This window comes from Mesorhizobium sp. M7A.F.Ca.US.014.04.1.1, assembly GCF_003998745.1.
Classification (GTDB): Bacteria; Pseudomonadota; Alphaproteobacteria; order Rhizobiales; family Rhizobiaceae; genus Mesorhizobium; species Mesorhizobium ciceri.
In genome coordinates, this window is record NZ_RZRW01000890.1 from 1 (window position 1) to 1,666 (window position 1,666).

General features: G+C 64.6%; 3 protein-coding genes. 1 reads left to right on the forward strand and 2 read right to left on the reverse strand.

The genetic code is table 11. The features are described 5' to 3' along the window. On the forward strand, positions 1–553 hold a 553-nt coding region (locus EOA22_RS32775), incomplete at its 5' end, for a YdcF family protein (RefSeq protein WP_164756145.1). On the opposite strand, the gene EOA22_RS32780 is transcribed toward EOA22_RS32775, so the two are convergent. After that, on the reverse strand, positions 554–1,186 hold the full coding sequence (locus EOA22_RS32780; protein WP_063169092.1) for a pyridoxamine 5'-phosphate oxidase family protein: 633 nt from the start codon (positions 1,184–1,186) through the stop codon (positions 554–556). Positions 1,187–1,210: 24 nt separating this feature from the next. Further along, positions 1,211–1,666, reverse strand: a 456-nt coding sequence (locus EOA22_RS32785; protein WP_127390560.1) for a DUF1348 family protein, incomplete at its 5' end; no start/stop codon positions are given.

The following is a 1,666-nucleotide window of genomic DNA, read 5'->3' on the forward strand; positions in this document are numbered from 1 at the left end:
CAAGGTCAGTCACCTGACGACGCCCGCCAATCCGGCCAGGGCAGACGCGATCATCGTCTTGACCGGCGGCCAGTCCCGCCTCGATGCCGCGATGGATCTGCTGGCGTCCGGCAAGGGCGAACGGCTGCTGATCAGCGGCGTGCATCCTTCGGCCAGCCGTCGCCAGCTGCAGGCGGCAACCGGCGGCGACAAGAATCTGTTCTCCTGTTGCGTCGACATCGACCGCGCCGCGCTCGACACGATCGGCAATGCCGAGGAAAGCGCCAAATGGGTCGAGAGCCACGCCTATGGCACGGTGATCCTCGTCACCAACAATTATCATATGCCGCGCAGCCTGCTGGAAATGGGCAGGCTGCTGCATGGCGCCAAGCTCGAGCCCTATCCGGTGGTCAATTCCAACCTCGACAATGGCGGCTGGCTGACCAAGCCGCGGGCATTGCGCGTGCTGTTCACCGAATACAACAAATATCTGCTTGCGCTGGCGCGCGGCATCGTGCCTGTCAAGCCGACGCCCAACGGCATCGCGCTGGCCGAAACCGCGGCCGGCGGCTGATTATTCCCCTGCGGCCGCGCCCGAATTTCCCCTGAGCCGTGCGATCTCCTGCTCAAGGCGTTCGATACGCTTGTCCCGCTCGCCGAGTGCCGCCGCGACGTCGGCTGCCTCGAACCGTTGTGGAATATGCTGCGGGCAATTGGCATCCCAGGCCGAGACCGTGAACAGGACGACCTGCTCGGCGCGCGCTCTGTAGCCTTGCGGCATCAGCTTCGCCATCAGTTCGGCATCGTTCTCGACGACGCGCGCGGTGCCCCAGAGCTTGATGCGCTGGCGGTGCATATAGTCGATCAGGAACAGGAACGCCCTTGGATTGTCGGCCAGATTGCCCTGCGTGATGAACTGCCGGTTGCCGGAAAAATCCGCGAAGCCGATCGTATGTTCATCCAGCACCTTGACGAAGCCGGCCGGCCCGCCGCGATGCTGGACATAGGGCTGCCCCTCGCGGTTGGCGGTCGACAGGAAGACGCTGGTCTGCATTTCGATGAAGGCGGCAAGGTCCGGGGTGATGCCGGCCTGCCAGCCGCCACGCTCCTCGACGCGGGCGTAGGACTGACGTGAGCCCTTGCGGGCCTGGATCGCCTTGACGGTCGGCGTGAAGGCGACGTCGCTGGTGAAAGCATGCGCGTTCATCGAAAGCTTCCTTGCGGCAAGATGCTAAAGTCCGAGCTCCGACAGTGTCGGGTGGTCGTCCGGCCGCCGGCCGAGCGGCCAGTGATACTTGCGATCTGCCTCGCTGATCGGCAGGTCGTTGATGCTGGCGATGCGCAGACGCATCAGCCCGTGTTCGTCGAATTCCCAGTTCTCGTTGCCGTAGCTGCGGAACCATGAACCGCTGTCGTCGTGCCATTCATAGGCGAAACGCACGGCGATGCGGTTGCCGTGGAAGGCCCAGACCTCCTTGATCAGCCGGTAGTCGAGCTCGCGGCTCCATTTGCGCGTCAGGAAGGCCTGGATGGCGTCGCGGCCTTGCAGGAATTCGGCGCGGTTGCGCCAGCGGCTGTCCTTTGTATAGGCGAGCGCGACCCGCGCTGGATCGCGTGAATTCCAGGCATCCTCGGCCATGCGCGCCTTCTGCGCTGCGGTCTCGGCGGTAAACGGCGGCAGCGGCGG